General features: G+C 62.9%; 21 protein-coding genes and 1 tRNA gene. 16 read left to right on the top strand and 6 right to left on the bottom strand.

The features are described from left to right. The first annotated feature begins 104 nt into the window (after window positions 1–104). The 6 genes from P12x_RS09110 to P12x_RS09135 all read left to right on the top strand — a co-directional run bounded on the left by P12x_RS09110 (window position 105) and on the right by P12x_RS09135 (window position 4,771). Complete coding sequence (locus P12x_RS09110; protein WP_435010549.1) at window positions 105–983, top strand: class I SAM-dependent methyltransferase; 879 nt, start codon at window positions 105–107, stop codon at window positions 981–983. Next, a complete protein-coding gene (locus tag P12x_RS09115; protein ID WP_435010550.1) occupies window positions 983–1,831 on the top strand; it encodes a methyltransferase domain-containing protein in 849 nt (282 codons plus the stop codon). Before P12x_RS09110 ends, P12x_RS09115 begins: the two co-directional genes overlap by 1 nt. 27 nt (window positions 1,832–1,858) lie before the next feature. Further along, on the top strand, window positions 1,859–2,983 hold the full coding sequence (locus P12x_RS09120) for an ABC transporter permease (protein WP_435010551.1): 1,125 nt from the start codon (window positions 1,859–1,861) through the stop codon (window positions 2,981–2,983). Next, window positions 2,976–3,656: an ABC transporter ATP-binding protein gene (locus P12x_RS09125; RefSeq protein ID WP_435010552.1), complete on the top strand. Its 681-nt coding sequence runs from the start codon at window positions 2,976–2,978 to the stop codon at window positions 3,654–3,656. The genes P12x_RS09120 and P12x_RS09125 overlap by 8 nt, the downstream gene beginning before the upstream one ends. A 248-nt stretch (window positions 3,657–3,904) precedes the next feature. Then, the gene (locus P12x_RS09130) at window positions 3,905–4,249 is read left to right on the top strand and encodes a hypothetical protein (RefSeq protein ID WP_435010553.1); all 345 of its coding nucleotides are present in this window, start codon (window positions 3,905–3,907) and stop codon (window positions 4,247–4,249) included. Window positions 4,250–4,405: 156 nt separating this feature from the next. Beyond that, on the top strand, window positions 4,406–4,771 hold the full coding sequence (locus P12x_RS09135; protein WP_435010554.1) for a hypothetical protein: 366 nt from the start codon (window positions 4,406–4,408) through the stop codon (window positions 4,769–4,771). A 6-nt stretch (window positions 4,772–4,777) separates the two neighbouring features. On the opposite strand, the gene P12x_RS09140 is transcribed toward P12x_RS09135, so the two are convergent. The 3 genes from P12x_RS09140 to P12x_RS09150 all read right to left on the bottom strand — a co-directional run bounded on the left by P12x_RS09140 (window position 4,778) and on the right by P12x_RS09150 (window position 7,287). Beyond that, window positions 4,778–5,182: a hypothetical protein gene (locus P12x_RS09140; RefSeq protein WP_435010555.1), complete on the bottom strand. Its 405-nt coding sequence runs from the start codon at window positions 5,180–5,182 to the stop codon at window positions 4,778–4,780. Between the two features lie 113 nt (window positions 5,183–5,295). Next, window positions 5,296–6,117 carry an acyl-ACP--UDP-N-acetylglucosamine O-acyltransferase gene (gene lpxA / locus P12x_RS09145; protein ID WP_435010556.1) on the bottom strand — a complete coding sequence of 274 codons (822 nt, stop codon included), beginning with the start codon at window positions 6,115–6,117 and terminating at the stop codon, window positions 5,296–5,298. Between the two features lie 117 nt (window positions 6,118–6,234). Next, window positions 6,235–7,287: a Gfo/Idh/MocA family protein gene (locus tag P12x_RS09150; protein ID WP_435010557.1), complete on the bottom strand. Its 1,053-nt coding sequence runs from the start codon at window positions 7,285–7,287 to the stop codon at window positions 6,235–6,237. A 443-nt stretch (window positions 7,288–7,730) separates the two neighbouring features. On the opposite strand from P12x_RS09150, the gene P12x_RS09155 reads away from it, so the two are divergent. The 5 genes from P12x_RS09155 (at window position 7,731) to P12x_RS09175 (ending at window position 16,662) form a co-directional block, all read left to right on the top strand. After that, the gene (locus tag P12x_RS09155; protein ID WP_435010558.1) at window positions 7,731–9,191 is read left to right on the top strand and encodes a Gfo/Idh/MocA family protein; all 1,461 of its coding nucleotides are present in this window, start codon (window positions 7,731–7,733) and stop codon (window positions 9,189–9,191) included. Window positions 9,192–9,291: 100 nt separating this feature from the next. Beyond that, entirely contained in the window at window positions 9,292–10,038 is a 747-nt protein-coding gene (locus tag P12x_RS09160) for a hypothetical protein (RefSeq protein ID WP_435010559.1), read from the top strand. 10 nt (window positions 10,039–10,048) lie between these two features. Further along, the gene (locus P12x_RS09165) at window positions 10,049–11,035 is read left to right on the top strand and encodes a DUF3592 domain-containing protein (RefSeq protein ID WP_435010560.1); all 987 of its coding nucleotides are present in this window, start codon (window positions 10,049–10,051) and stop codon (window positions 11,033–11,035) included. A gap of 105 nt (window positions 11,036–11,140) precedes the next feature. Then, on the top strand, window positions 11,141–11,578 hold the full coding sequence (locus P12x_RS09170) for a hypothetical protein (RefSeq protein WP_435010561.1): 438 nt from the start codon (window positions 11,141–11,143) through the stop codon (window positions 11,576–11,578). Window positions 11,579–11,583: 5 nt separating this feature from the next. Beyond that, window positions 11,584–16,662 carry a DUF5724 domain-containing protein gene (locus P12x_RS09175; protein WP_435010562.1) on the top strand — a complete coding sequence of 1,693 codons (5,079 nt, stop codon included), beginning with the start codon at window positions 11,584–11,586 and terminating at the stop codon, window positions 16,660–16,662. Between the two features lie 88 nt (window positions 16,663–16,750). Here P12x_RS09175 and P12x_RS09180 read toward each other — a convergent pair whose 3' ends face one another. Next, window positions 16,751–17,155, bottom strand: a complete 405-nt coding sequence (locus P12x_RS09180; RefSeq protein ID WP_435010563.1) for a TspO/MBR family protein — start codon at window positions 17,153–17,155, stop codon at window positions 16,751–16,753. Between the two features lie 208 nt (window positions 17,156–17,363). Here P12x_RS09180 and P12x_RS09185 point away from each other — a divergent pair, with 208 nt between their 5' ends. The 4 genes from P12x_RS09185 (at window position 17,364) to P12x_RS09200 (ending at window position 19,965) form a co-directional block, all read left to right on the top strand. After that, the gene (locus tag P12x_RS09185) at window positions 17,364–18,173 is read left to right on the top strand and encodes a DUF3050 domain-containing protein (RefSeq protein WP_435010564.1); all 810 of its coding nucleotides are present in this window, start codon (window positions 17,364–17,366) and stop codon (window positions 18,171–18,173) included. 39 nt (window positions 18,174–18,212) lie between these two features. Next, complete coding sequence (locus P12x_RS09190; RefSeq protein ID WP_435010565.1) at window positions 18,213–18,680, top strand: alpha/beta fold hydrolase; 468 nt, start codon at window positions 18,213–18,215, stop codon at window positions 18,678–18,680. 221 nt (window positions 18,681–18,901) lie between these two features. Then, window positions 18,902–19,324, top strand: a complete 423-nt coding sequence (locus tag P12x_RS09195) for a response regulator transcription factor (protein ID WP_435010566.1) — start codon at window positions 18,902–18,904, stop codon at window positions 19,322–19,324. A gap of 137 nt (window positions 19,325–19,461) precedes the next feature. Continuing rightward, window positions 19,462–19,965 (top strand): hypothetical protein, encoded by a 504-nt coding sequence (locus tag P12x_RS09200; RefSeq protein WP_435010567.1) that lies wholly within the window; start codon window positions 19,462–19,464, stop codon window positions 19,963–19,965. A 14-nt stretch (window positions 19,966–19,979) separates the two neighbouring features. Here P12x_RS09200 and P12x_RS09205 read toward each other — a convergent pair. Continuing rightward, window positions 19,980–20,053 (bottom strand) — tRNA-Ile (locus P12x_RS09205). A 284-nt stretch (window positions 20,054–20,337) separates the two neighbouring features. Here P12x_RS09205 and P12x_RS09210 point away from each other — a divergent pair. Beyond that, the gene (locus tag P12x_RS09210) at window positions 20,338–23,457 is read left to right on the top strand and encodes a protein kinase domain-containing protein (RefSeq protein ID WP_435010568.1); all 3,120 of its coding nucleotides are present in this window, start codon (window positions 20,338–20,340) and stop codon (window positions 23,455–23,457) included. Between the two features lie 144 nt (window positions 23,458–23,601). Here P12x_RS09210 and P12x_RS09215 read toward each other — a convergent pair whose 3' ends face one another. Next, on the bottom strand, window positions 23,602–23,736 hold the full coding sequence (locus P12x_RS09215; protein WP_435010569.1) for a hypothetical protein: 135 nt from the start codon (window positions 23,734–23,736) through the stop codon (window positions 23,602–23,604). Between the last annotated feature and the right edge of the window lie 122 nt (window positions 23,737–23,858).

Consider the following 23,858-nt stretch of genomic DNA (forward strand, 5'->3'; position numbering starts at 1 on the left):
AAACGGGGATGAATGGGGCGTCCGCCCTCGGCCGATGTTTGGAAGTAAGTCGAGATTACGGGAAACCTCGACTCGTCCGTCGATCTTTTGAGAGCAGACCAACCATGTCCAGGCCCGTCACGACCGCCGATCCGAAGCCCGAGCCGGGCCCGGCCGTCCTCGACGCCGAGCCCTGGCGATGCCTCGATTGCTCGGCCGGGTTGGACCGGCGCAAGATCTGCCCTCGATGTGGACGATCCTACCCGGAGGCCGAAGGTATCCTCTCGGCGATCGGGCCCCTGACCGGCCGGAACCGGATCGCCGGGGCGTTCTACGAAGGGCCCGGCTGGGCTCGATTCCGGCCCTGGGAACGGCTCTTTCTTCGACTCCAAGGCGGAGAAGGTCGGGCCCGCCGCCAGATCCTTCGGCACCTGGTCGCCCCCCCGACCTCGCGAGTTCTGGAAGTCGGGATCGGCGACGGGGCGAACCTGGGTTTGATCCCCTCGGGCTGGTCGGCCTATGGAGTCGACCTGGCCCGGACGCCGCTCCGCGATTGCCTGGCTCGATTGCCCTTGATGAATGGGCGGCTGGCCCATGCCGAGGCCGAGGCCCTGCCCTTCGCCGATGGGTCGTTCGACGCCTGCTGGTCGATCGGCGGGTTCAATTACTTCCGAGATCATGCCGCCGCGCTCCGCGAGATGAACCGGGTGACCCGGCCCGGCGGGATCTTGATCGTCGCCGACGAGGTACCCAACCTCCATCGCTTCGGGATCGGACACCTGATCGGCCTCAAGCAGCTTGATGCGTCCTGGCTCCGAGCCCTCGGGCTCGATCGAGAGTTCGTCGCGATGGTCCTCTCGAACGAGGTCGATGTGGAAGGCTTGATCCGTCGGGTCTGGTCGGGCGCGACTCGTCATTCGATCTGGTTTGGACTTGGTTATTGTTTCGTCAGTCAGGCAACCCCGAACGTCTCCGAAACGCCACTTTCCCGGAGTCCACTCTGATGATGGCGACCGCCGACCGATCGACCGCCGACTGGACCTCGGACCTCGACCTCTGGCGATGCACCTCCTGCAACGGGTCGCTCCGCCCCTCCGCCGAGGCACCAGGACTCACCTGCGACTCTTGCAGGCGGGCCTATCCGATCCTAGACGAGGTCCTGGTGACCAAGTCCGAGGTCTCGGACAACAACAAGATCGCCAGCGACTTCTACAACAGCGCCCTCTGGCCCAAATTTCGCTTCTGGGAGTGGTTCACCTTCATCTGCAACGGCGGGGAAAAACGATCGCGCGACAAGGTCCTCCGCCACCTCCCGCAGCAGCCCAACTTAAAGCTCCTGGATGTGGCCATCGGCGACGGTGTCTACCTGGACTGGCTCCCGAGCGACTGGTCGGTGGTCGGCATCGACGTGTCGACCTCTCAGCTCGAAGCCTGCCGGAAGCGGGCCGGCGATCGCGACCTCAAGCTCATCCTGGGAGAGGCCGAAGACCTCCCGGTCCGCGATGATCGGTTCGACGCGGCCCTGAGCATCGGCGGCTTCAACTATTTCAACGACCCCGAGAAGGCTCTCCGAGAGATGGTGCGAGCCGTCCGGCCCGGGGGGACGGTAGTTGTCTCGGACGAGATCCCCAACTTGACCGACCGTATGCTCTTCCGCAAACTGGGCCTGCCGGGCGTCGATCGCTGGATCGTCTCGAAGGCGCTCAAGCTGGGGGACGACTTCACCGACATGGTCGAACGATACCGAACCCTCGACGTGCGGGCGATCGCCGAGCGGGTCCTGCCCGGTTCCCGATACGAAAAGATCTGGATGGGGGTGGGCTACGTCCTGGTCGGCCGGGTCCCCGATTGAGAACCTCGAGGGAGATCATCAAGCCGCATGCGATTCTCGACCTTCATCATCCGGAACATGCTCAACCGGAAGGCCCGGACGTTGCTGACGGTCCTGGGCCTCTCGGTCGGGATCGCCGCCGTGATGATCCTGACGGGGATCGCCTGGGGATTCGAAAAGTCGTTCATGGCGATCTACCAAACTAAGGGGATCGACCTCGTGGTCGTCCGAGCGGGGATCGGCAACCAGCTTTCGAGCAACCTGGACATCGGCGTCGTCGATCAGGTCCGGGCCGTCGAAGGGGTGGCCGACGTCTCGCCGAGCCTGATGGACACCGTCTCCTTCGAGGATAAAAACCTGGTCAGCGTCCTGGCAAACGGCTGGGAGGGGGGGAGTCGCCTCTTCCGAGGGATCCGGATCCTGGAGGGTCGAGCCTTCGGGCAAGATGCGGGTCGTGTCGTCATGCTGGGGCGAGTCCTCCGGATGAATCTCGGGAAGTCGGTCGGCGACGAGGTCGCGATCGCCGGCGAACCGTTCCGGGTCGTCGCCATCTTCGAGAGCGATAGCTTGTTCGAGAACGGCGGCTTGATCCTCCCGATGGAGGAACTGCAACGGATGATGGGCCGCGAAGGACAGGCGACGGGCCTGGTGGTCGCGGCGAAGTCCTCCGAGCCCGAATTCATCAACGACCTGACCCGGCGGATCGAGAAGTCGATCCCGGGCGTGGCGGCGGTCCCCGCCCGGGACTATGTCCAGGGAGACCTCCAGATCCGCCTGACCAAGACCATGAGCTGGGCCACCACGGCGGTCGCCCTGATCCTGGGATCGATCGGGCTCTTGAACACGATGTTCATGGCCGTCTTCGAGCGGACCGGCGAGGTTGGACTGCTGCGGGCCCTCGGCTGGAGGAGGAAACGCATCCTCGCCCTGATCCTGGGCGAGGCCCTGGTGCTGGGCCTCCTCGGTTCGGTCGTCGGCACGATCCTGGCCTACGCCGGGGTGAATGCCCTGGTCCTCGATCCGACCTCGCAAGGCTTCGTCGACCCGAACCTCCCCCCGGCCGTGATCGGGATCGGCCTGGCCATGGGCCTGGGGCTCAGCCTCCTCGGGGGATTTTATCCGGCCTTGAGGGCCGCCCTGCTCGACCCGACCGAGGCCCTACGCCATGAGTGATTCCGGTGGACGTCCGCCGATCCTGGCCGCCGAAGGGCTCGCCAAGACCTATCCCGATGGCGAGGTCCGGGCACTCCGAGGCGTCTCCCTCTCGATCCGGGAAGGAGAGTCGGTGGCGATCACCGGGCCGAGCGGCTGCGGCAAGTCGACGCTCCTCCAACTCCTAGGAGGTCTCGATCGACCGACCGAGGGGGAGGTCTACTTCGAGGGCCAACCCCTGGCCAAACTCGACCTCGACTCCTTCCGGGCGAGGAAGCTGGGGTTTATCTTCCAGTCCTTCCACCTACTGCCCACCCTCTCGGCGCTGGAGAACGTCCAGGTCCCGATGTTCGAGGGGCCCTGGCCCCGATCCCAGAGGGCCGAACGGGCGGCGGGATTGCTCGAAGAGGTGGGACTCTCCCACCGGAAGGACCAGCGGCCCGGCCGACTCTCCGTGGGCGAGCGTCAGCGGGTCGCGATCGCGCGGGCCCTGGCGAACGGCCCGACCCTGATCCTGGCCGACGAACCGACCGGCAACCTGGATAGCCGGAACCAGTCGGGCGTCCTGGAACTGCTCGACCGGATCCGCCACCAGAAATCGCTGACCCTGGTCGTCGTCACGCATAGCCAGGAGGTCGCCGCCGCCGCCAACCGGGAGATCCGGCTCCACGATGGCCGGATCGTCGAGGCTTGAGACCGGCGCGAGACTCCTGGTGGCCCGGGAGAATCCTCACCGCGATTCGACACCCCTCACCCCTCGACCTTGACGATTTCCCCGATTTTCCGTAGGAATTGGCGATCCGGAGCCAAACTCGGGATCGGGTTCCCTGCGCGGCACGGATCGTGCAATTGGAGAAGCTCGAGTTCTCCAGGTTTGGCGAACGATCGTCCCTCCGCTCTCCGAGAGTGGAGGAGCTTCGAATAGCGAACGGGGGTTCCGCCATGAAGACAATCGGGAAGACGCTGACCTTCGCGGGACTGATGGCCCTGGGCGGCCTGGCGAGCGGGCCGAAGTCCGCCGAAGCCCAGATCGGGATATCCACCCCCGGTTTCTCGCTCGGGATCGGGACGGGCGCGGGTTACGGGTACCCGGGATATTACGCTCCCCCCGTCGTCGTTGCCCCGCCCGTCGTTGTCGCCCCTCCGATCTACGGACCCAGGCCCTATTACGGCCCCAGGCCCTACTATGGGGGGAGGCCTTACTATGGTCGCGGACCTGGATACGGTCCGCGTCCCTATTACGGCGGTTATTACGGCGGCCGTCCTCATCACGGCTATTATCGCTGAATTCCGAGTTGGATCAGGTCAGTTCCATCCGCCTCGTCCCGAGAATCCTCTCAGGACGAGGCGTTTTCATTTCTCGTGAACCCGATCGAGGGAACGACGGGGTTCGATGCTAGACAACCTCGGCTTGATCCATCAAAATCAAACCGAGGACCTTCCTTGCATTCGTCCCTTGGGGGCTCGACGATCGTGGCTGACATCGATCCCCGATATTATTACCTGACGCTGTTCCTCCTCGCCGCCTGCACCATCGTGGGATTGGTCATAGCATTTCGGTTCCAACGCGAGGTCGATCACGACCTCGCGCCGACGACCGAGAAGGACCTGCTCGATCCCCTGGAGAAGGCCTACTACTCGGGCCTGATGGACGAGGAGGAAATTCATCGAATTCGCGAGTCGATGCATCGACGCAAGGCCGGATACGTCGATCCGGCACCGACGATCCCCATGAACAAAAACCCGGTCAAACCTCCCGAATTCATGGGGCCGGGTCCGATGGCCGAAACCCAGGCCGATGACGATTGATCCGGATCACTTCTTGTCTTTCTGACGGCTGGCGGTCCAATCGTACTCCTTGGACATGCCATTCTCCGTCACCGTGACCACGCCATCGATCAGATCGGAGGAGGTCAGCTTGCCCTTGTACTCGGCATGACGTCCATCTCGATCCACGGCGAAGCTGATCGTCTTACCCTCCTGCTTGAGGGCATCGACCTTCACCGCGGCCTCATCGTCGAAGCGCTCCTTTCCTTTGAAGGAGTCGCCCTTGCCTTCGAGTTCCAGCAGATGACGATGCGTCACGTCGTCCGCGTCTTTCCAGGACCAGGTCCAGGTCCCGGTCAGATCGGACGGACTGTCATCGGAGATGGCCCGGGTCGGGATCGCGAAGACGAACCCGACCGCGAGGAAGGCGGCTAACCATCGGCGATTTGACATAGATTGACCCCCGTCGAAATACCAAGATGTGCCGGCCCGATCGGGCCGGGTTCGAGGGTATCTGGAGGCAATCCTTGCGCCATGGAGTGGGGCTCGTCCGCCGGATAAGCCGATCAGCTGGCGCGTCGAGTCCGGCCGGGATCGCGGGACGGGCTCACGCCCAGTGCGCTGGATCGGATGAACTCGACGAACTCGGAAACCTCGGGGATATGCCCCAGGTCCTCGTTGAGAAGGTCGAGGGCCGAGCCTTGCGAACGGCCTTCCTTGTAGAAGACCCGGAAGGCAACCCGAAGCGCCGTTATTGACTCGGAAGAGAGGCCGGCCCTTCGAAGGCCGACCAGGTTCAAGCCCGAGACGCAATTGTATCCCTGCTGGAGAACAAAAGGAGGGATATCCTTGGTGACCGACCCCAGCCCGCCGAGCATGGCCAGTCGCCCCACGCGGACCCTCTGCTGGATCGCGCAGTGACCGGACAGGATGCATCCGTCATTGAGTTCGACATGACCGCCGACCAGCGCCCCATTGACGAGCGTACAGTCGTTTCCCACCCGGCCGTCGTGGCCCAGGTGGCTGCCGATCATGAACAAATTCCGGTCACCGATCGAGGTCTCGCCGCCGCCGGCGACCGTCCCTCGATGGATCGTCACGTGTTCCCGGAAGACATTCTCATCCCCGATCCGGAGCAGGGTGGGCTCGCCCCGATAGCCCCGGTGCTGAGGACCTTTGCCGAGGACGGCCCCATGGCCCACGAAATTATCGCGTCCCATCACCATCGGCCCGCTGAGGCAGGCATGCCCCTCGATGATGGTGCCCTGGCCGACGGTGACCGGCCCCTCGATGATCGAATAAGGCCCGACCTGGACATCATGGGCCACGTCCGCCTCGGGGGCGATCACGGCGGTGGGGTGGATCCACTCCGATGTGAGCATCGACATGACCCCGTTCCTCCTTGAAGCGGCGGGTCTAGGCGGACATCCAGTCCACCGGTATCTCATGGATCGGCCGTTATGGATCATTTCTTGAGCGGATCGTTATCCTTATCCGACCGAGGCTTAATCTCCCAGGGCGACGACTCCTCCTCCGGTTGCGCTTCGAACCTCGGCATGGCAGGTCCGCAAGGCCTGACGAGCTAGCTCTCCCGAGAGCATCGGGCTGGGGATTCCCGAGGCGACCGCCCCGACGGCGGCCTCCAGTTCGGCCACGAACGCATCGACCGGGTCTCCCGATCCGGGCAAGTCGGGCCGCTCGACCGTCCCGTCCGGCAAGATCACCGAGAGCGGTGTGGCCAGATGCCCCTGTCCTCCGAGGTTGGCGAAATCGTAAGAGAGGGTGGCTCTTTCCAGATAAAACTCGAACCCATGTGTGAACGGCCGCCCTTGCTGACTCAATGCGCCCGAGACGGCGGAGACGGCGAGATTCGGGTCGTCGAAGAGATATTGGGTGGAAAGGTGGACGACCGCGTCCCCCTCGACCACACCGCGCGAGTGAACAGCCTTGGGTACTCCGCAGACCAGGCCGACGAAGTGGGTGTCATGAATATGAAGGTCGATGGCCGGACCGCCGCTCCGGTCCGCGTCGGCGATCCCGCTGGACCACTCGGGCCGGGCGATCACCCGGTTCAGATGTGCCGCCTTGAGCCGGCCATATCGGCCAGAGGCGATTGCCTCGCGGGCGAACGCGAATTCCGGGAAGAACGGCAAGACGTGGCCCACCATCAAAAGCTTACCGCTGGCATTGGCGGCGGCGACCATCGCGTCGGCATCCTCGGTCGTCAGGGCAATCGGCTTCTCGACCAGGACATGCTTCCCGGCTTCGAGGGCCTGGATCGCCAGTCGAGCGTGGTTATCGTTGGGAACGCAGAGGTCGACGAGGTCGATCTCCGGGTCGCCCAGCAGCTCGGCCACGTCCGCGTATTTCGCCTGGGCCGAGAGATCCACCTGCCCGCCTCTCGGGCCGAAATTCCCCTGGATGCTCGTCCAGTCCCCGGCCAGCTTCTTCGGATCCCGGCTACATACGGCGACGACCCGACCGCTCGCAAGCTTCGAGGCGGCTTGATAATGGATCATGCCCATGAAGCCGATGCCGACGATGCCGATCCGAACCATCTGAATCTGTCCTTGTTCGATATGAGAATTCCGTCGCTATCCGTCGGAATTGGAATACGAAGCGGCTGGAGCGAGCATCCGCGCCCGATCGGACTTCGAGGTTGCGATGTATCCTGGGGGCGAGTTGAAACGGATGGTGATTCTGTCGCGGTTCTCGATTTTGGGCAAGGCCAGACCAGGATGGGTTCATCCTCGACGCTCCGGTGAGGGTGAGTCAACAATAATTCGAAGTGGCGGGTCGTCCTGGCCGTCCGATCGGAAATGAGACGAGGCCAAACGACGACGATCGCCCAAGTTCCCGGGTCTGGGCCCAGCCGCCGAGCCCCATTCCAATTCTCCCAAGAAAATTAAACCGATCGTGGGAATCGCGGCCGACCTCGCCCATAATGGCGAGACCCGCGGGCGATCGGCTGGCCCGCCTCACCCTTTGAGGAGCCCTGTTCATGGCGCATCAGAGTCGTCGACGATTCCTCGGGCAATCGCTGGCCGCCGCGGCCGGAGTCGGATTTGCCATCAGCGGGACGAAATCGTCAGGCCGGATCATCGGGGCGAACGACGCGATCCGGGTCGGCGTCGCGGGCCTCAACGGTCGGGGCAGCAGCCACGTCGGTGCGTATTCCAAGATGAAGAACGTGGAGATCACTTACCTGATCGATCCCGACTCCCGGACCTTCGACAAGCATCTCAAGACGATCAAGTCCGCAGGCGGATCCGACCCCAGGACCATCAAGGACGTCCGCGAAGCATTGGACGACAAGAATCTCGACGCCATCTCGATCGCGACCCCCAACCACTGGCACGCGCTGATGACCGTCTGGGGTTGCCAGGCCGGCAAGGATGTCTACGTCGAGAAGCCTTGCAGCCATAACGTCCATGAGGGCCGGGTCGCCGTCGAGGCCGCCCGGAAATATGGACGGATCGTCCAGCACGGGACCCAGGGCCGATCCAGCAAGCGATGGGCCGAGATCGCCGAACTGGTCAAGTCGGGGCACTACGGCAAGCTCGAAGCCTCCCGCGGCCTCTGCTACAAGCCCCGATGGCAGAAGCCGCTGGGCGATATCGGTTTCAAGCCGGATTCCACCCCGCCCGCCGAACTCGACTTCAACCTCTGGACCGGCCCGGCGACCGAGCACGCGTTCAACGCCAACTATGTCCATTATAACTGGCACTGGTTCTGGGATTTCGGCAACGGGGACGTCGGCAACCAGGGCGTCCACCAGATGGACATCGCCCGCTGGATGATCCCCGGCGCGGCCCTTCCCAAGTCGGTCCAGAGCGTGGGTGGTCGGTTCGGCTACAAGGACCAGGGGGAGACGCCCAACACGCTGGTCACCGCCTTCGACTATGGCGACACCCAGCTCATCTTCGAGGTCCGTGGGCTCAAGGCCGACGCCTACCTCGGTGAGAAGGTCGGGAACATCCTCCATCTCGAGGCGGGCACCATCGCCGGAGGCAAGTTCTTCCCGAAGGGGAGCGATAAGGCCGAGGCGCTCGCCAAGGTCGACAGCCTCGACCGCGAGCCCGAAGGCGACCACTTCTCGAACTTCATCGCCGCCGTCCGGAGCCGGAAGGTCGATGATCTGAATGCCGACATCCAGGAAGGGCACTACTCCAGCGCCCTCTGCCACCTGGCGAACATCTCGTACCGGACCGGTGAGCCCGTCGAATTCGCGAGCCAGACGCAACCCTTCGCCGAAGGGTGCCTCGGAGGCGAGGCCTTCGCACGGATGAAGGACCACCTCGCGACCGAGAATGGCCTGCAACTGAGCGGAGAATCTTATCGCTTGGGTCGGAAGCTCGATTTTGATCCCAAGGTCGAGAACTTCGTCGGGACCCCCGAAGCGAACGCCCTCCTGACGAGATCCTACCGGAAGCCGTTCGTGGTCCCCGCCGGGATCGCCTGAGGCTCGGATCATCCCAACGTCCCCCGACCGGCCCGATCGATCTCGACGCATCGAGATCCGTCCGAGTCGCGTCGGGGATTTTTCATGAAGGGTTCCACCGATGAAAAAACTCCAGGATCGAACCTCATGCCCCGGTCGGTCGGCGATGATGGCCGGACTCGCGGCCGTCCTGCTGATCCCCTCGATGAGCTTCGCCGAGCAGTTCGTCCTCTTCGATGTGACGTTTACCTTCACCAAGGATGACGCGAACAACTCGAAGCCCAGCAAATCGCACTATTACGTCAAGGGGGATGCGATCAATCCCGATCGCCCCACGGACTGGACCCAACCCGTCGATTACCGGAACGGGACGGTCCACATCCGGGCCGAGGTGATCGAGAAGCCGGAAGGAGACGAGCCCACGACCTGGACTCTCTGCTACATCCCGAACCGAGGAATTGGGAACGGTTACGGCTGCACCGGCACCGGGATTTACCGGAAAGAAGGCGTCTATGAGAAGGACGTGCCGATGACCTCGTTCTGGCAAAATGATGCCATCGACTGGACCAAGGGCATCAAGCAGATGGACCTCGTCATCAAGGACGACAGCGGCGGAGCGGGACACGCCCACAAGAGGCCCGACTCCGAGAAATTCTTCCCGACCAAGATGCGGATCACGATGGTCCAGGTCTCGGCCGGATCGAAGTACGACCCGAAGCTGGTCCCGAATCTCCCCGAGGACGAACCCGAAGAGGCCGGGCCGAAGTCCGCCCGCGGCCCGGATTCTCGAGGGGTGAAGTCCGCCACGCGCCGATCGATCGACCCCGGATCTGAGCGTTCAACTGGCTGCGAAACGATGATTCCATAGGAGATCGTCAATGTCCGCAGGGGCCGTTTTCATCACCCTCGTCTGTGCGATGTTTCCGGCCCTCATCCTCGTCGCCGTCGTGGTCAAGCTCCGGGAGATCCGCCAGGCGAAACACTGGCCGGAGACCACCGGCAAGGTGATTGCCTCGCGAATCCAGTCTCGCCGGAACAAGCCCAACGACCCGGGTTACAACTTCGGCGACACGGAAGTGACGAATGAGCCCTTCGTCGAATACGAGTACGACGTCGGAGGTCGGAAGTATCGGTGCTCGCGAGTCAGCATCGCCGAGAAGACGGCAGGGACCGAACGAGAGGCAATCCTGGCCCGCTACCCGGTGGGTGCCAGGGTGACCGTCTTTTACAACCCCGCCGAGCCTGCGACGGCGGTCGTGGAGCGCGAACTCCCCAAGGGAGTCATGATCGTTGGTGGGGGCGCAGTCCTGCTATTCTTCGTCGGCGGCCCATTGATCACGGCCGGGCTTTACTTCAACGCGCTTGGGTGGCTTGGATCACACGTGGAGAATCCCGACCGAGCCCCGCTTGTCGCCGCGGCGGCCGGGATGGGTCTGGCGGCCAGCCTCTTCACACTCGTCTTTACCCAGGCGGTCCGTCGGGCCTGCGCCTGGCCCATCACCCGGGGTCGGATCACGGCCGCCGGAGTGGAAGCATTCCGGGCCAGGCCTGATTTCGACGACACTCACCGTCGTCCGAGAGTCCGATTCAAGCCACGCGTGACATACAGCTACGAGGTGAAAGGCCGGCAATACATTGGCGATCGCCTGACCATGGGAGTCACGGTCGCGGCGTCGTTCCCGGGACTCGCCGGCCGGATTACCGCTCGCTATCCGGTCGGGAGCGAGGTGGACGTCCATTATAATCCCCTCGATCCCGGCGAGTCGGTCCTGCGCCCCCGCTCTGTTTTGCACCACCTGCTCTGGTTGGTCGCGGCGGCCCTATTCGCCTTCGCCTGGGCCCTCGCGACCGGCCGGATCCGCTAGTATTTCGATGATCTCAACCAGGAGCTTTTCGAATTCCCGATCCCATTCAAGTGCGAATGATCACCATCCGCTTGATCGCGATTTCGCACTTGATATCCTGCTCTGATGCTCACAATCAAAGGTAAGGGGCTGGGCCGACGCCGCCCCCTCTTCGAGGATTATTCGATCCCCCCGCCCGGCGATATCGGCGAGGGCGGTCCGTTCACCTTGCGCGACTTGATTACTCATGTGGTCCGTCAGGAAGTCTCCGCGTTCGAGAAGCGTCAAGAGTCGCGACGTCTCGACCGCGTCCTGTCGCCCGGAGAGATCGCCGACGGGGCCGATCGCGGCAAGATCAGCCCGGAGGGTCGTGACCCGAAACGGGGGGCCACTCCACGGGTCGATCTCGGTGAGGCCGTTGCCGTGGCCCTTGAAGGGTTCGTCGATGGGCTCTATCTCGTTTCCATCGACGACCTCGAATGCCGCGATCTCGACGCCATCGTTCATCTCGGACCCGATAGTCGGGTGACTTTCATCCGATTGACCTTCCTGGCGGGGGCCTGATCCCGATGCTCAAGCAAGAAGAGATCGAGAAGCGGATTGAGGCTGCCAGGAAGGTGAAACCCTGGCTCGAAGCTCGGATGGACCGGCTGGCGAAGCTGGACGGCGATACCCGGACGGTCGGACGGCGGATCCTGGGGTACAACGAGAAGGGGAAACGCGTCGAGGACTCTCCGTGGAATTACCGGAGAAACGCGGTCGAGCACATGAAACCCCTGCCGGAATCCGAGCTATTGAGGCTCGGAGAGGCGCTCTTTCCCCGCGACTCCGACGCCTTCAAGGCCGCCTGGGCGATTCAGGCGAAGCTCCCCTATCAGACCGGCTATTCCCGGAAACCATTCCGCGCGCCAGGCCGCCCCGACCTCTTCATCGACGTCCGCCGCTCGTTCCTGGCGAACCTGCTCCAGGCCCTGGAAGGGATCGACGAGGATCTCCCCTGGCTGGCCGCCCATGCCGGCCACGTCTCCGGCTATTACGCGTCGCATGAGGTGGGACTCCTCCTGGCCGGGGCGGTCGATCTGGGCGGTTCGCGTGGAAGTCAAGTCGAGCAAATCCTCCGGGAGAGCGCCTCGGGCCTCCACGAGGTCGGGCAGATGGGGCGGCATGTCACGACGGCCTTCCTTTGCAGCGGGAAGCCGGATTGCTGGGAGTTCATCGAGAAGCTCCTGATGGCGGCACAACGCCAGGAAGGACTGCGGCAGGTGATCCTGGAGTCGATCGACTTCTCTCATCCTGACGCCTTCCGGAGGATGTTGCGCCTGATCGAGGACGAGAACCTCGTGCGATTCAGCGCCACCGTCCGCGCGGTCGACGTCTGGCTCGGGATGCCGCTCGATTCCGTCAGCACGAAGTACGTCTCCGAAACCCTCCGCTCGATCACCTCCTTCCTCGACGACAACCAGGCCCGGGACGAGGCGATCTTCGGAGACGACGCCGAGCGGGCCTTCCTGGGACTCTGGTCGATGGCCTTCGATGACGCCCCGGCGACGATCATCGAGGCCGAGAAGCTCCTGCATCACGCCCGAGAAGATCATCGATTCGTCGCGGCCCATGTCCTGGGAATGATCGCCATCCGCGAGACCTTCGACCCTCTTCGGTTCGCCGTGGACGATCCCGATCCCCGCGTGGCGTCCCACGCCGCCTCGCTCGCGATCGCCGAGCTCAAGCGAGATCCGCTGGGAGACGAAGACGAATCGGAGGAGGACGACGCCCTCGCCAAGGAAAGGTCGTTGTTCGGATATTACGCGACGATGCCGATCCCCCAGGGCTCGGGCGATCTGTTCGATCGTCTGGCCCGCCTTTACGGGCGAACCCCGGCAAAGCCCGGAAATCAGGAGCCCCTGGTCTGGCCCTGGATGAAGGTCGACGTCCAGCGTCAGGGGGTCGCGGATCAACTGGTCGATGCGCTGGGCGATCGCCCGGCGTCCTGCCTCCTACCGTATCTCGATGCGATGTCGTCCCCGCAGAGGGCGAGGGTGGCCTACCTGCTCGCGAAGCTCCCTCGGCTGGACGCCGAGGCCCGCGCAACCCTCGTGAAACTCGTGGGTGACGCCGCCGGCGATGTTCGCGAGACCGCCGTGAAGGCCATGAGTCGGCTCAAGATCGCCCCCGAGGACCTCGACAAGCTCGAATCCTTGCTCGATCGCAAGCGGAGCGACCTCCGTCGGAGCGTGCTCAACCTGATCCTCTCGCTGAAGGACGACCAGGCCCTCGCCAGCGCCGCCCGACTGACCTCGGCCAAGGGGCTCCCGAAGAGACTCGCCGGGCTCGACCTCTTGTGCCAGATGCGGGACGCAGGGCGGTCGATCGCCAAGGGCCGCGCGATCGCCGAGATCTATCGGGATTCCCGGAAGGAACTCGAACGGGACGAGCAGGTCTATCTCGACAAGCTCACTCAGGTCGAGGTTGTGGCGATCACTCTCGACGACGCCGCGGGCCTGATGGACAACTCCAGGCGGACGCCGCCCAGCCTCCCCAAGGCTCGGGGAGTAAAATTCGGGACCCCGGCCGCGCTGGCGCTCGTGAAGCACTGCATCGACCGGATTCACAAGCATCGCGAGGAGCCGGTTTCCTTCAAGAACTACCTCGGGGACATGCAGGACCATCCCCTGGGATCGATCTCATCCTGGTCATTCCCCTCGCCGATGGAAAGCGAGGCCGGCAAGTTGAAGGTTCGGCCCTTCGAGGACCTGCCACTGGGCGAGGTCTGGTGGAAGGCCTGGGAGGAGCGGCCGAAGGTTGCGAAGGACCCCGACGGGCTGGAGGGGATCCGTGCCCTGGTCCTCTCGTCGCTCCTGGAGGAGGACCGAGCTTCGAGGGGAACCGGCTGGCGTGCCGAATTGATGGAGCGACTGGTCGGAAAGTTGCCGAAGGCCAAGTATCTGAACGTCTTGAATCACATCCTCCAGTGGGTCTCATTCCACAGGACAGACGGGAACATCGCCGACTTCGCCCTGGACGGGCTCGAGACCATCCTTGCCTCAATCCCGCCGGAGAAGGTCTCGGAGAAGATCAAGTCCTCGAACTATTACGGCGACGAAGATTATGAATTCCGCGATCAGATCGGACAATTCCAGGCCCTCACGACCACGCTGAAGACCTTCGCCGATCAGAAAGGGCAATGGACCGTCGAGCACACCAAACGGCTTTTCGGGCTCCAACGCTGGATCGACGAGCCGCTCGGGATCGGAGAATCGGGGCAAGAATCCGGGACCAAGGGCAAGAAGGCAAAATCGGGATCGGAGAAAATCACGCGAAGCCGAGTGGGCTGGGATCGTTTGCTGGAGGCATTCCAGGCGGGTTGGGCGAACGAGCACGACCTGTTCGATCACCTGCTCGGGCCTCGCCCGCTCTCCCAGTACAACGCCAGTTCCCAATTCGACGCGATTCGACACTCGACGGCCGCGTTGTATCGGAAGGAACTCCCCGAGGCGGTCGTGCCGATCGTCCAGAAGGCGATGGATCGGATCCTGGAGATCGAACTCGCTCGGGGTGAAAGCCCGACGGTGGTAACACATCCGGCGCTGGCGATGCGGTATTCCGGCGGACTCCGCGTGCTCGTCGGCATCCTGGAAGCGATCGGACGCGATCCGAAGTTGCAGCGGACCTATAGCTGGGGCGAGGGTAGCCTGGCGAAGTCGAGCGTCTTCAGCCACCTCCTCCGGGCAACCCGGCCCGGCAAGGGGGAGACGGCCGAAGAGTTCGCCAGCGCCGTCAAGGCGGCGAAGATCGGCGAGAACTCACTGCTCGCCCTGGCGTTCTACGCTCCCCAATGGGCCCGGTTCGTCCAGGAGGCGTTGGGGTGGCCGCTCTTCGAGGAGGCGGTCTGGTGGTTCCACGCGCACACGAAGGATAGCAGTTGGAGCGTCGATGCCGAGATTCGCGAGGCCTGGAACGCGGAGATCCGCAAGCTCACTCCCCTGTCGCTCGAAGACCTGACCGAAGGGGCAGTCGACGTCGATTGGTTCCGGCGGACCCATCAGGTACTCGGTGAGAAGCGCTGGGCCCGGCTCGACGAGTTCGCGAAGTACGCCAGCGGTGGTGGCGGTCACAAGCGGGCGCAACTCTTCGCCGAGGCCATGCTCGACCAGTTGAAGAAGGCCGATCTGGTCAAGGAGATCGCGGAAAAGCGCAAGCAGGACGCAATCCGTGCCCTGGGCCTGCTCCCCCTCGACCGGAAGGACGCCCGGAAGGATGTCCTCGAGCGATACAGGACGATGCAGGAGTTCATCCGGGCCAGTCGCCAGTTCGGCTCTCAGCGGCAAGCCTCGGAGAAGCTCGCCGCTAGGATCGGCCAGGAGAATCTCGCGAGGACGGCCGGCTACTCCGACCCGACCCGCCTCCAGTGGGCGATGGAGGGGCTGGAAACCGCCGACCTGGCCCAGGGGCCGGTCCGGGTGAGCTTCAAGGACATCACGGTCAGCCTCGCCATCGACTCCGAGGGCCAGCCCGAGATCACGGTGATGCGGGGCGAGCGAGCCCTCAAGAGCCTCCCCCCGGAAGCCAGGAAAAACGAAGCCATCGGTGAGTTGACCGAGCGAAAGACCCAGCTCAAGCGATCGTCCAGCCGGATGCGAATCTCGCTGGAAGAGGCGATGTGTCGCGGCGATACCTTCCGTGGAGACTCGCTGGTCGAGTTGATGGGGAATGTCATCCTCCGGCCGATGCTCGAACGACTGGTGTTCATCGGCGAAGGGATCTGCGGCTACCCCGTGGGTGGGGGGAAGGGCCTCCGAGATCAGGCCGGCAAGGTCGAGCCCATCAAGAAGTCGGAGGTCCTTCGGCTGGCCCATCCCGTCGATCTCCTGAAGTCGAAGCACTGGACCGAGTGGCAGAGAGACTGCTTCTCCAGCGAGAGAGTCCAGCCGTTCAAGCAAGTCTTCCGCGAGTTGTACATTCCGACCTCGCAGGAAAAGCGGGATGCGACCTTCAGCCAAAGATACGCCGGGCAGCAGGTCAACCCCCGGCAAGCCCTCGCTCTTTTGGGAAGTCGGGGATGGGTGACGGCCCCCGAAGAGGGAGTCTTCCGGACCTTCCACGATGAAAAGCTCGTCGCCTGGATCGAATTCCTCGAGTCCTTCCACACCCCGGCCGAGATCGAGGGCCTGACTCTGGAACGGATCCGATTCGCCAGGCGCGGGGCCGACGAGGTGATGAAGCTTGGCGACGTCCCGCAACGCCTCTTCAGTGAGGTGATGCGCGACGTGGACCTGATCGTGAGCGTGGCCCATCGAGGGTCCGTCGATCCCGAAGCCTCGGCCAGCACGGTCGAACTTCGGACCTCGCTCCTCCGCGAGACGCTCTCCCTGCTCGGGATCAAGAACGTCAGGATCAAGGGATCTCACGTCTTCATCGACGGGACTCTGGGCGAGTACAACGTGCACCTGGGGAGCGCGACGACGCAGATGATGCCGGGGGGGACGCTCTTCATCGTGCCGGTCCACAGCCAGCACCGAGGGCGAATCTTCCTGCCCTTCGCCGATGACGACCCCAAGACCGCCGAGATCCTCACCAAGGTCATCCTGCTGGCGAGAGACGGGGAGATCAAGGACCCGAATCTCCTCGATCAGATCCGATCGCGAGGGTGATCGCGCCGAATTCGACAGGCACTCACCAATCCAATGACATGCAATTGATTTACAGCAACTAGTTTTTCCTCGAGCCGCTCACGAGCGGCTATCGCCCTCCCCAATTCATCGCCGTGATCGACAATTGAAGGATCGTGGCCAGTGAGACCCAGATCAGATAAGGGACCTGTGCGAGGGCCACCCATCGGTAGTGCCGCCAGATGGCCACCATGCACCAGAGGATCGTGCCCCAGACGATCAGGATGTCCAGCGCCGCCATCGGCAGGTTCCGCAGGCCGAACTGAATCGGGGTGAAGATCAGGTTCGCCACCAGGTTGATCAGGAAGGGCAAAGCCACGAGGCGCGGCACCTTGCGCCGGATTGACTGGACGAAGACGAACCCGAAGCTGACCAGGAGGATGGGATAGAGAATCTGCCAGATCAGACCGATGATGGAAGGGGCGGGTGTCCACGATGGTTTCGACAGCGTCTGATACCATTCCATCCACGACATATCCGCGACCTCGGGTCTTGGCGTCAAGGCGATTGTTCGGTTCTAGCTGGCGTTGTACTCATCGAGGTAGGTTTCTTTCAAGCGAGTCTCACTCAATATTCCTCCAACCTCTGACACCTCAGGCTCTCGCGATCCAACTGCTCGATCGAGTATCGTTCGGCTATAATGAGGCTGCGGTACCGCCCTCATACCTCAGTCGGACAAGATCGTGCCCTCGCCAAGAATCGACTTCATTCATCATCGCATCCGGCCCCTCCGAGAAGCCCTCCTGACACACCCGGTTTACGATCGAATCGACAACCTCGAAGCATTGCGCCGGTTCATGGCGTTCCACGTTTATGCCGTCTGGGACTTCATGTCACTACTCAAAGGGTTGCAACGTCGTCTCTGCTGCGTGGAGGTGCCCTGGACCCCTCCCTCGAACCCCGCCGCCTGCCGCCTGGTCAACCAGATCGTGGTGGGGGAGGAATCCGACCTGGATGATGAGGGAAACCCCTCCAGCCATTTCGACCTCTACCTCAAGGCGATGCGGAAATGCGGGGCCGATACGAATCCGATCGTTCGACTGATAGAGGAGATCCGGCGAGGGGCCAGAGTCCGACCAGCCATCGAAACGGTCGACCTCCCTGCCCCAGTTCGGCGGTTCCTGTCCGAAACGTTCGAGGTCATCGAAAGCGACGAATTACCTGCCATCGCCTCCGCCTTCACCTTCGGGAGAGAGGGCTTGCTGCCTGATGTCTTCCGCCGGATCGTGGAAGAGTTGGGGACGACGAACGGGACGGCACTGGACGTGTTCCGCTACTACCTCGACCGCCACATCGAGGTGGACGATGGCGAGCATGGCCCGATGGCAGAGCGGTTGGTGGAAGACCTCTGCGGCGACGACCCGGCCCGTTGGGCTCGTGCCGAATCCGCGGCGGTCCGTGCCCTCGAAGCCCGGCTCGATCTCTGGGATGGGATTGGCCGTGGTTTGGTCGTTCCGAACCGGGAGCCGGAAACGACCATACGTCCCGGGTGATCGCGGGAGAGTTTGTTTTCCATTCGGAGTCCGCGTCCGATGAAGATCCTCTTCCTCCACGGATGGCATTCGGTGCCTGGCGGTTTGAAACCGACGCATCTGATCGATCACGGACACGAGGTGATCAACCCGAGCCTCGATGATGATGACTTCGACGACGCAGTCCAGACCGCTCAGGGGGAGTTCGACCTGCACCAACCCGCCGTGATCGTGGGCTCTTCTCGGGGAGGAGCCGTGGCGATGAACCTCGACTCGGGTTCGAAGCCCTTGGTCCTGCTCTGCCCGGCCTGGAAGCGTTGGGGCTCCGCCATGACGGTCAAGCCCGGCACCCTGATCCTGCACTCGGAAGCCGACGCCGTCGTCCCAATTGTTGAAAGTCGAGAACTCTTGAGGAACAGCGGCCTGCTCGAGTCGGCCCTGATCGTCGTGGGCAATGATCATCGACTCGCCGATCCCGGGCCGCTAGAGGCCATGAGGAAGGCCTGCGAGCAGGTGCACATGAGCTGAGTCCGGACGACGGTCAATTTAGGGGAAACCACCGGCCAGTCCAGAGATCGAGCCTCCACCGCTGGGTACCATCCCGAGACTTCGCGAGAGAGCCATCCTGCCGCACTCCGGTGGGCGCGTTGGCCGGAACTCGATACCATGTCGCGGGGGCGGGCCGGGACAGCCTTGGCGTTCCGGCGGAGGCTTTGGCATTTGCGACTCTGGGGGAAGGAAGGTGGCCGATGGATCGGCGGATCTCGCTGCTCCTCGTGGAAGACGAGGACGTGTTGAGGATGCTCGTGGGCGAGTTCCTCCGGAGCGAAGGATTCGTGATCTCCGAGGCGAGCGACGGTGGCGAAGGCGTTCGCAAGTACCTTGAAGAAGGCCCGTTCGATCTGCTCTTGGTCGACCTCAACTTGCCGGTCTTCTCGGGGGTCGAGGTCTGCCGGAAGATCAAGCAGTCCAACCCCCTTCAGAAAATAATGATCTGTAGCGCGGCGATCGACCCCAAGCATGAAGTCCAACTGGTTGGCCTGGGAGTGGACCATTTCCTGACCAAGCCCTACCATCCGGCCAATCTCGTCGTCCAGATTCGACTGGAACTCGCACGAGCCGCCAATCCTACCCCGTCGACGATTCTTACGACGGAAACACGACCGGCCTGAGGCCGCTCTACTATCAGGCCGGCCGCTGGTCAATCGAAGCGTCTTGAACTAAGATGGGCGATCGGTCGAGCCCGGACCGAACCGGGCCCCGACGTCCGCGATTCTACTCAGTAGCCCGCCCCGAGGAGGACGGTAGCATGGCAGGGAAACCCCAGAACCGGCGCGAGTTGCGCCGACAATACGACGCCGCCGAGCCCCTCGACCCGATGGAAGAAGATGCCGTCGACTCCGTGGAGGTCGACGACGAAGAGGAAGAAAAGAAACCTAAGAAGAAGAAGGCACCCGCCAAACCCAAGGCGAAGGCGGTCAAGGCGGTCAAGCCCTCGGCCCGGATGCGCATCGTCTGGACGGTATTGAACGACGCTTTCAAGCCGGTCGGAACCTTCGAATTCAATCAGAAAGAAGCCGCCGAGGCCCGCGCCGCCGAACTGACCGCCAAGGGGAAGGGAACTCACTTCGTCCAGAAGACGAAGGAGCCAATGCCCGACGATGCCCCAGGCCTGGGCGCGGCAATTCCGCGACCGGTGATTGCCCCGGAACCGGTCGCCGTCAAACTGGATGACGTACCAGTTGAGGATGAAAACGAGGAAGAAGAAGAGGAAATGGAAGAAGAAGAGGAAATCGAAGAGGAGGAGGAGTGAGGAGGATCGAAGAATGGGCGCACGAGGATTTGAACCTCGGACCTCACCCTTATCAGGGGTGCGCTCTAGCCAACTGAGCTATGCGCCCTTCGTCGAACCACGAGAGTGATTGTAATTCCTCGCCGTTCAGAGTCAACTCCCTACCGCCCCCAACGACCGGATAGTGCCGCCGAGTCCCTACCTGGCGGCCTACCCGGTTGCTCATGTAAGATCTTTCTGGATCGCAAAAATTCGTCCGCAATAGCCGCAACACTCTGGGTGGGACGCCCATCGTAGTCCTCCCCAGATCGCTCACCTAAGTAACTCCTCGGGGTCATTTCAGCTTCCACAAATGAGACCCGAGGGGCCCCTGGGCCCGAGAAAGGGAAGTCGATGCCGGCGATCGACACGACGGAAGCCCTCATCGAGGTGATCCGGAAGAGCGAGCTCCTGATCGAGTCACAGCTCGCGGCATTCCTCGATCGGAAGCGGGACGAGGGCTCCTTCCCGGGGGAACCTTACAAACTCGCCCAGCAATTCGTCTTCGAAGGGCTCCTGACGAAATATCAGGCCGAGCAACTCCTGGCGGGCCGCTACCGGAATTTCGTCCTCGCTGGCAAATACAAGCTCCTGGAGCAACTGGGCCGAGGGGGGATGGCGACGGTCTTCCTCTGCGAGCACCAGGTCATGAAGCGGCTCGTGGCGGTCAAGATCCTCCCGAAGGTGCATGCGGACGATCGCGAACTCCTGGGCCGGTTCCACCGAGAGGCCCGGGCCCTCTCTCAGCTCAGCCATCCTAATATCGTCGCCGCCTACGACGTCGATCATGCCAACAACATCCACTTTTTGGTCATGGAGTATGTCGACGGAGGCGATCTCGACTTCATCGTTCAGAAGGCCGGTCCGATGGGGTTCGAGCGGGCGGCCCACTACATCCGCCAGGCAGCGAATGGGCTCCAGCATGCCCACGAATGTGGACTGGTCCATCGCGACATGAAGCCGGGCAACCTCCTGGTCGACCGGGCGGGGACCGTCAAGTTGCTCGACCTGGGTCTGGCCCGGATCTTCCATGAATCGACGGACGACCTGACTACCGGCCGCGACGCTCGGATGCTCCTGGGTACCGTCGATTATCTGGCCCCCGAACAGGCGCTCAACAGCCACGAGGTCGACATCCGGGCCGACATCTACGGGCTCGGGGCCACGTTCTACTTCCTCCTCAGCGGCAAGGGGCTCTTCGAAGGCGGGACCATCGCTCAGAAGCTGACCTGGCATCTCCAGAAGCCGCCGAGCTCGATCGCCGAGATCCGCCCCGACGTACCCTCGGGGCTGGTCCATGTCATCGAGAAGATGCTCGCCAAGAAGGCGGCAGATCGCTATCAGACTCCCCAGGAGGTCGTCGAGGTCCTGACCCCCTGGACCAGCTCTCCGATCCCTCCGCCGCGCTCCTCCGAGTTGCCCCGTCTCAGCCTGGCCGCCCGAGGTACCGGCCAGCAGTCGAGCGCACCGAGGATTCCACCCCTTTCGGTACGTACGCTGGTCGCTCCCTTGAGCCAGCATAAGACAGCAGACCAAGTTCCAACGGTTTCCGAGGCCCAGATCCCCTCGCCTAGACCGATTTCCGAGCATCGAACCCCGGTCCCGGAATCCGTTTCGGCTAAGCCCGCTCCGATCCCGGTCGAACCCGGAATCGTCGAGCTTCCTCCCCGGAGGACCGGAAAGGAGCGGCTCACCCGACGGATCCCGGCCATCGCTTGCGGCCTGTTCTTGCTAGCGGCCGCCGCCTTCTGGCCTTTCGGGTGGATTGGATTGGGCGATTCTTCGGAGGTCCCAGGACGTTCGAACCCGTCGTTTGAATCGGGAGCAACGGATACCGTTCGTGACGATTTGATAGTTGCCGGGCCAGGACGATCTCCCGATGCCAGTTTCTCGATCGCATCGCCAGATCGTCCTGGTCGGAAATTCTCCACCCTCTCCGAAGCGATCCGCGTGGCAAGGTCAGGCGACAGCATCCTCGTTAGAGGTCGTCTCATGACCGAGGCGATCGAGATCTCTGATGTCGAAGGGACGCCTCCAAATCTGACGATCCAGGCCGAGGATTCCCCGAACTCCTCGACCCCGATCGTCTGGCGAGCCCCTCGAGACCTGGCCAAGGGTCGCGCGCTCCTGGACGTTGCCGGGCTCGAAGGCTTCCACCTCCGCGGGTTCGTCCTGGATGGTGAGGGGCGGCTCCCCGAATTGATCCGGCTATCCGGTCGAGCCGGAGGGTCGGTACTTGAGGACCTCGAGCTTTCTGGGGCGACCCGAGCTGACCTGGTGGTCCGCGGATGGTCAGGGGAATCTTCCCGGCCTGCGGTGCTCCGCAACGTCCGATTCGAGACCAAGCACGAGATCGACGCCGCGATCGATTTCGACACCGATCCCGACCGCCCGAACCTGACATCGGATTCGATCCGGATCGATTCTTGCCGATTCGTCGGCCCATTCCACTCGGCGATCCTGATCGCCGGATGCTTGACAGGGCTGGAGTTGCGCGGATCTCGGTTCCAGGGTGCAACCGATGGGCTTCGCTATCGAAAGGATGAAGACCGCGAGCCGATCCGGGCCCAACTATCGAACAATGTCTTCTCGGATCTCCGCCGCGGGATCCATTTCGAGACCACGCCACCCGCCTCGTCCAGTGATCTGCTCCTGCTCAACAATCTCTTCGTCAATACCCCTCGCCTGGCGAGCCTCGACAAGGTTTCGGTCCAACCTTCGACGATTTTCGGGCGATGGATCTGGGCCGAATCGGGCCGGGATGATCACGTCGCTCCCCCCGGTGATCGCTACTTCCGGAAGGTGTTCGATCTGGGCGAAATTCCCGAGAAGGCCCGTCTCGACATCAGCTGCGACGAGTCATTCACCGTCTGGCTCAATGGGTCCGAGGTGGGCGGGGATCCTTCGAGCCACTATTCGCAACGCGTCTTCTCGTTCAAGATCGCCGACTGGCTCCAGCGAGGGCAGAACGTCCTCGCGGTCAAGGGAAATAACAATCCCGATCGGCTCGACGAGAACCTCGAGACCGCGGCGGGTCTCCTCGCCCAGATCACCGACGGATCGGGCGGCAAAAACATGGCTTTGGTCCAGACCGATGAGACCTGGAAGTGGGCCGATCAGGCCTCGGAAGGTTGGAACCAGCTCAAGTTCGATGATCAAGCCTGGAAATCCGTACGACTTATGGTCGACCTGCGATGGATCTGGCCCTGGACGTACGCGGTCTGGGACTCGACTGTCCAGTCCCAGCTTTTGCCGCCCCTGGAACCGATCCAGCTCAAGGCCTCCGGCAATGTCCGCGATCAGGAAAGCTGGGAAGGCTACCCGATCCTGGGTGCCGAGCGACTCTTCCTCCGAGAAAACACGCTCCCGAAAGATCCCGACGACGACTCGACGTTCTTACGCCTTTCCCGGTCGCATCCGCTCGGACACTCCGGGCCAGCGAACTCTTCGGTCGGCATCCTCCGTGAAGAATGAGCTTCAGCTAAGGTCCTGACGACCAGATCGATTCATAAGCCCGAACGATCCTAGCTTGCTTCCACTACTGGCAAAGGCTCGCACACGGACGTCGGCCGAAATCCTCAAGCAGTTAATCTCAGGATGAGCGGTCAGATCGGGTTCTTACCAGACGGTCTTGCGAGTCAAGTCGATGACACGACCCGCTTGGTCCAGGAATGCTCCGAAGCGAGTCTGTCCCGAGGCGATCCCCTCGCGAGCCTTCTCGATGGCCAGACCCATCATTTCCTGCTCGGTCATGATCGGCCCTACCCGGACGATCTCGCCAGGGAACAAGCGAGGCCGAGGAGGGGCCATTCTGGACTCTCGTCGTGGTCTTCGTGTTTTTACACTCGACGATCAGGGTATAATAAGAAGATTCG

This window comes from Tundrisphaera lichenicola (assembly GCF_051175385.1).
Taxonomy (GTDB): domain Bacteria; phylum Planctomycetota; class Planctomycetia; order Isosphaerales; family Isosphaeraceae; genus Tundrisphaera; species Tundrisphaera lichenicola.

Excerpts from the sequence above, each read along its gene's own strand:
- P12x_RS09175 (WP_435010562.1), top strand. The coding sequence starts at position 11,584 with ATGCTCAAGCAAGAAGAGATCGAGAAGCGGATTGAGGCTGCCAGGAAG.
- lpxA (WP_435010556.1), bottom strand. The coding sequence starts at position 6,117 with ATGTCGATGCTCACATCGGAGTGGATCCACCCCACCGCCGTGATCGCC.
- P12x_RS09155 (WP_435010558.1), top strand. The coding sequence starts at position 7,731 with ATGGCGCATCAGAGTCGTCGACGATTCCTCGGGCAATCGCTGGCCGCC.
- P12x_RS09180 (WP_435010563.1), bottom strand. The coding sequence starts at position 17,155 with ATGTCGTGGATGGAATGGTATCAGACGCTGTCGAAACCATCGTGGACA.
- P12x_RS09150 (WP_435010557.1), bottom strand. The coding sequence starts at position 7,287 with ATGGTTCGGATCGGCATCGTCGGCATCGGCTTCATGGGCATGATCCAT.
- P12x_RS09120 (WP_435010551.1), top strand. The coding sequence starts at position 1,859 with ATGCGATTCTCGACCTTCATCATCCGGAACATGCTCAACCGGAAGGCC.
- P12x_RS09210 (WP_435010568.1), top strand. The coding sequence starts at position 20,338 with ATGCCGGCGATCGACACGACGGAAGCCCTCATCGAGGTGATCCGGAAG.
- P12x_RS09215 (WP_435010569.1), bottom strand. The coding sequence starts at position 23,736 with ATGACCGAGCAGGAAATGATGGGTCTGGCCATCGAGAAGGCTCGCGAG.
- P12x_RS09140 (WP_435010555.1), bottom strand. The coding sequence starts at position 5,182 with ATGTCAAATCGCCGATGGTTAGCCGCCTTCCTCGCGGTCGGGTTCGTC.
- P12x_RS09110 (WP_435010549.1), top strand. The coding sequence starts at position 105 with ATGTCCAGGCCCGTCACGACCGCCGATCCGAAGCCCGAGCCGGGCCCG.
- P12x_RS09165 (WP_435010560.1), top strand. The coding sequence starts at position 10,049 with ATGTCCGCAGGGGCCGTTTTCATCACCCTCGTCTGTGCGATGTTTCCG.
- P12x_RS09115 (WP_435010550.1), top strand. The coding sequence starts at position 983 with ATGATGGCGACCGCCGACCGATCGACCGCCGACTGGACCTCGGACCTC.
- P12x_RS09200 (WP_435010567.1), top strand. The coding sequence starts at position 19,462 with ATGGCAGGGAAACCCCAGAACCGGCGCGAGTTGCGCCGACAATACGAC.
- P12x_RS09160 (WP_435010559.1), top strand. The coding sequence starts at position 9,292 with ATGAAAAAACTCCAGGATCGAACCTCATGCCCCGGTCGGTCGGCGATG.
- P12x_RS09170 (WP_435010561.1), top strand. The coding sequence starts at position 11,141 with ATGCTCACAATCAAAGGTAAGGGGCTGGGCCGACGCCGCCCCCTCTTC.
- P12x_RS09195 (WP_435010566.1), top strand. The coding sequence starts at position 18,902 with ATGGATCGGCGGATCTCGCTGCTCCTCGTGGAAGACGAGGACGTGTTG.
- P12x_RS09190 (WP_435010565.1), top strand. The coding sequence starts at position 18,213 with ATGAAGATCCTCTTCCTCCACGGATGGCATTCGGTGCCTGGCGGTTTG.
- P12x_RS09125 (WP_435010552.1), top strand. The coding sequence starts at position 2,976 with ATGAGTGATTCCGGTGGACGTCCGCCGATCCTGGCCGCCGAAGGGCTC.
- P12x_RS09130 (WP_435010553.1), top strand. The coding sequence starts at position 3,905 with ATGAAGACAATCGGGAAGACGCTGACCTTCGCGGGACTGATGGCCCTG.